The sequence below is a fragment of the Inquilinus sp. OTU3971 genome, assembly GCF_038440215.1.
Map to the genome: position 1 here is coordinate 1 of NZ_JASATH010000326.1, position 4,811 is coordinate 4,811.

Sequence of the window (4,811 nt, forward strand, 5' to 3'; positions counted from 1 at the left end):
GGCCCGCCCCCCCCCCCCCCCGCTTCCACCGCCGACAGCGCCGCCCCGGCATCGGTCAGGTCGGCGGCGATGGCGACGACGCCCGGCAGGTCCGCGGCAGCACGGTCGAGGTTGGCTTGGGCGCGTGAGACGATGGCCACCTTGGCGCCTTCCGCCAGGAAGGCCTTGGCGCAGGCCAGGCCGATGCCCTTCGATCCACCGGTCACCAGCACGGTCTTTCCGGTCAGGCCGAGATCCATGGAACGCTCCTTCGGGTCAATGCAAGGCGTAGGCTGGGTTCGCGGCACGCGAACCCGGCAATGGCTCGGGCTGCCCGACGTTGGGTTCGCCGTCGCGAACCCAACCTACGGCCTCAGATGATCTCGAAGTACCGTGCCAGTTCCCAATCGGTGATGTGCTTGCGGAATTCGCGCTCCTCCCATTCGCGGGTGGCGGCGTAGTGGTCGACCCAGTCGTCGCCGAACAGCCCGCGCGCGGTCTTCGACGCGCGCAGCCGCTGCGCCGCGTCCCACAGCGTGCGCGGCAGCTCCGACTTTTTCGGGAAGGACTTCGCGTAGGCGTTGCCCTTCACCGGCTCGCCCAGCTCCAGCTTGCGCTCGATGCCCCACAGGCCGGCGCCGAGCGCGGCGGCCAGGACGATGTAGGGGTTGGCGTCGGCGGCGGCGATGCGGAACTCGACCCGCTGGCTCTTCGGCCCGCCCTGGATCACACGCAGCGCCGTGGTCCGGTTCTCCACCCCCCAGGTCGCCGAGGTCGGCGCCCAGAAGCCGGGGATCAGCCGGGAATAGGCGTTCACCGTCTGCGCGATCATGGCCAGGAATTCCGGCATCAGCGCCTGCTGGCCGGCCACGAAATGGCGCATGACAGCACTCATCCCGTGCGGGTCCTTCGGGTCGTGGAAGGCCGGCTTGCCCTTGCCGTCGACCAGCGACATGTGGATGTGGCCGCTCTGCCCCGGCACCTCGTTCGACCACTTCGACATGAAGGTGGCCATCAGGTTGTTGCGCTGGGCGATCACCTTGGTGAAGGTGCGGAAGATCGTCGCCTTGTCGGCGGCGGACAGGCCGTCATCGACCGCGATCGCCGCCTCCAGCACGCCCGGGCCGGTCTCGGTGTGCAGCCCCTCGATCTCGCAGTCCAGCGCCTGCATGGTGCCGAGCAGCTCGTGGTACAGGTCCGACCACACCGTGTTGCGCAGCACCGAATAGCCGAAGAAGCCCGGCGTCAGGCTGGTCAGGTTGCGGTAGTGCTTCTCGCGCACCGAATGCGGCGTCTCGTCGAACAGGAAGAACTCGTATTCGAAGGCCGCCTTCAGGCCGAAGCCCATGCCGGCGGCCTTGTCCAGCATCCGGCGTAGCAGGGCGCGCGGGCACACCGCCTCGGCCTGGTCGGCCAGCTCGCACAGGAAGAACGGCAGGTCGTTCTCGAAGGGCAGGCGGCGCATCGTCTCCGGCAGCAGGCGCACCGGCGCGTCCGGATAGGCGGTGTGCCAGCCGGTGTAGCGGGCGTTGTCGTAGAGCTGGTCGTGGCTGTCCCAGCCGACGATCACGTCGCAGAAGGCGAAGCCCCTCTCCAGCGACGAGAAGAACTTCTCCCGCGACATGTACTTGCCGCGCAGGATGCCGTCGACATCGGTCAGCGCCACCTTGACGTGGTTGTACCCTCCGTCCTGCACCAGCTTGCGGGCATCGTCGGCGGTGAAGCGGGACGCGGCGGTGCGGGGGGCAGCGGCCCGGGATGTCGGTTGCGCCATAGGCTGGAAGTCTCCCGTTTCCTGTCGCCCGCCGCTTGGCTTTTCCGGGGCGGGTCGACGCAAATCTATTCAGAGCATGCCGACCGAAGCGGCGGCAAGAGACGCCGGTCCGCCGCCCGCTGCGGAACCGCCCGCTGCCGTAACATGCTTGCCGGAACCGTGGCCCGGTGAGACAGTTTCTGCCGAATCCGGGCGGCCTGTGCGAGTCTGCCCGCTTCGTGGTGCGAGGAAGCGGCCCAAGAAGCAGTCCAGAACCGGCAAACAGGGAGTGCACATCATGTCCCAGAACGATCATCGTTCGGGAGGCGAGCACGACATTGCGGAGGACGTGAAGATCCTGCACGGCATGGGCTACGCCCAGGAATTGCTGCGGCGGATGTCCGGCTTCTCAAACTTCGCCATTTCCTTCTCCATCATCTGCATCCTGTCCGGCGGCATCAATTCGCTGGGGCAGGCGATCGGCGGCGTCGGCGGCGCCGCGATCGGCATCGGCTGGCCGCTCGGCTGCCTCGTCTCCCTGGTCTTCGCCCTCGGCATGGGGCAGATCGCCTCGGCCTATCCGACCGCCGGCGGCCTCTACCATTGGGGGTCGATCCTGGGCGGACGGGCGCTCGGCTGGGTCACCGCCTGGTTCAACCTGCTCGGCCTGATCACCGTGCTCGGCGCGATCAATGTCGGCACCTTCCTGTTCGTGGTCGGCGCCTTCGGCGCCCAGCTCGGCCTCGAAGGCACCTTCTGGACCCAGGTGGTCTTCCTGGCGCTGCTGACCGGCAGCCAGGCGCTGCTGAACCATCTCGGCATCCGGGTCACGACCCTGCTGACCGACCTCAGCGGCTACCTGATCTTCCTGGTCGCGATCGCGCTGACTGTCGCCTTCCTGGCCTATGCCCCGACGATCGACATCTCGCGGCTGTGGACCTTCACCAACTACAGCGGCCCGGCCGGCGGCGATGTCTGGCCGCAGCACAGCAGCCTGCTGATGGTGTTCCTGCTCGGCCTGCTGCTGCCGATCTACACCATCACCGGCTTCGACGCCTCAGCCCACACCTCGGAGGAGACGGTGCGGGCCTCCTACAACGTGCCGCGGTCGATGGTGCGGTCGGTGGTGCTGTCCGCGGTCTTCGGCTACGCCATGCTGGTCGCCTTCGTGCTGGCGATCCCGAACATGGACGAGGCCGCGGCCCAGGGCTGGAGCGTGTTCTTCTGGACCTCGGATGCGGTGCTGCCGGCCGGGCTGAAGTTCGTGCTCTACATCGGCATCGCGATCAGCCAGTACCTGTGCGGCCTGGCCACGGTCACCTCGGTGTCGCGGATGATCTTCGCCTTCGCCCGCGACGGCGGCCTGCCGGCCTCGTCCTCGCTGCGCAAGGTCAGCCCGACCTTCCGCACGCCGGTTGCGGCAATCTGGACCGGCGCCATCCTGGCCGTGCTCTTCACCATCTACACCCCGGTCTACACCACGGTGGTGTCGGTCACGGTGATCTTCCTGTTCATCTCCTACGGCCTGCCGATCGCGCTCGGCGCCATCGCCTATGGCCGGACCTGGACCCAGATGGGGCCGTGGACGCTGGGCGGCGCCTACCGGCTGGTGGCGCTGCTGTGCGTGGCGTCGGTGATCCTGATCTTCACCATCGGCGTGCAGCCGCCGAACGACAAGGCGCTGTGGATCACGGTCGGCTTCCTGGTCATCACCGCGGTCGTCTGGTTCGGGCTGGAGAGCCGGCGCTTCCAGGGCCCGCCGATCGGCGAGATGATCCGCCAGCGCCAGACCGAGATTGCGGCGGCCGAGCAGGCGGTGGGCGAGACCGCCGGCGCGGTCGTCGGCGAGGCCGGCAAGGCCTGACGCGGACCCGCCTGATCCACGGGGCGCCCCGACCGGGCGCCCCTTTTTCTTGCCGTGGGGACGGGGTGGGCCTAAACCGTATAAGTCGTACAATACGGCCGCCGCTCGACGGCGGCAGGTTCAGGGGAAACGCAGGATGAAGGTCGTCATCACCGGTGGTCTCGGTTTCGTCGGGCTGAACCTCGCCCGGGCGCTCTTGAAGCGGGGCACGCTGACCGGCATCTCCGGCCAGCAGGAGCCGATCGACGCGATCACCCTGTTCGACATGGCGGCGCCGGACCAGCGGCCGGACGGGCTCGACGACCGGGTGTCGATCGTCACCGGCGACATCTCCGACCGCGCCACCGTCTTCGGCCTGGTCGACCGCGACGACATCTCGGTGTTCCACCTCGCCTCGATCCTGTCGGGCGGCGGCGAGAAGGATTTCGACCTGGCGCTCCGGGTCAATCTCGACGGCGGTCTGAACGTGTTCGAGGCGCTGCGGGCGCGGCAGGGCGGGGCGCAGCGCCTGGTCGCCGCCAGCTCGATCGCCGTGTTCGGCGGCTCGGTGATGCCGAAGCTGGTCACGGACGCCACCAAACAGACCAGCCAGACCACCTACGGCGTCACCAAGACGATCTGCGAGCTGCTGGTCAACGACTACAGCCGCAAGGGCTTCTTCGACGGCCGCTCGGCCCGGCTGCCGACCATCTTCGTCCGCCCGGGCAAGGCCAATTCCGCCGCCTCCAGCTTCTGCTCCGGCGTGTTCCGCGAGCCGCTGAACGGCGTCGAATGCGTGCTGCCGGTGACCCGGGCGCAGCTGCCGATGCTGGGCTACCGCAACTGCGTCGCCAGCTTCATCGGCCTGCACGAGGCCCCGGCCTCGGCCCTCGGCGACGACCGCGCCGTCAACCTGCCGAGCCGCGCCTACACGATCGAGGACATGGTGGCCTCAGTGAAGCGGGTGGCCGAGAAGTACCAGATCAAGCTGGGGCCGATCACCACCAAGCCGGACCCGGTGATCCAGGCGATCGTCGACGGCTGGGCCACCGACGCCTCCTGGGACCGGGCCAAGGCGCTGGGCCTGCCGATCGACGAGAGCATCGACCGGGTGGTCGAGGACTATATCGAGGACTTCCTGCCCGGCCGGCACTAACCCCTTCCTGTCGTTGCCGGGCTTGACCCGGCAATCCAGAAGATGCCGACAGCCTCTGGATGCCCGGGTCAAGCCCGGGC

The 4,811-nt window shown here is 68.4% G+C and carries 4 protein-coding genes; 2 read left to right on the top strand and 2 right to left on the bottom strand.

What is annotated here, in order from left to right; genetic code table 11:
• Together AAHM41_RS38895 and AAHM41_RS38900 are read right to left on the bottom strand one after the other, a co-directional pair.
• Nucleotides 1–239, bottom strand: a 239-nt coding sequence (locus AAHM41_RS38895) for an SDR family NAD(P)-dependent oxidoreductase (protein WP_342242002.1), incomplete at its 3' end; no start/stop codon positions are given.
• Between the two features lie 113 nt (nt 240–352).
• On the bottom strand, nt 353–1,753 hold the full coding sequence (locus tag AAHM41_RS38900; RefSeq protein WP_342242003.1) for a glutamine synthetase family protein: 1,401 nt from the start codon (nt 1,751–1,753) through the stop codon (nt 353–355).
• A 277-nt stretch (nt 1,754–2,030) separates the two neighbouring features.
• On the opposite strand from AAHM41_RS38900, the gene AAHM41_RS38905 reads away from it, so the two are divergent.
• Together AAHM41_RS38905 and denD are read left to right on the top strand one after the other, a co-directional pair.
• Complete coding sequence (locus AAHM41_RS38905; protein WP_342242004.1) at nt 2,031–3,596, top strand: amino acid permease; 1,566 nt, start codon at nt 2,031–2,033, stop codon at nt 3,594–3,596.
• A gap of 136 nt (nt 3,597–3,732) precedes the next feature.
• The gene (gene denD, locus AAHM41_RS38910; RefSeq protein ID WP_342242005.1) at nt 3,733–4,731 is read left to right on the top strand and encodes a D-erythronate dehydrogenase; all 999 of its coding nucleotides are present in this window, start codon (nt 3,733–3,735) and stop codon (nt 4,729–4,731) included.
• Nucleotides 4,732–4,811 lie beyond the last annotated feature (80 nt).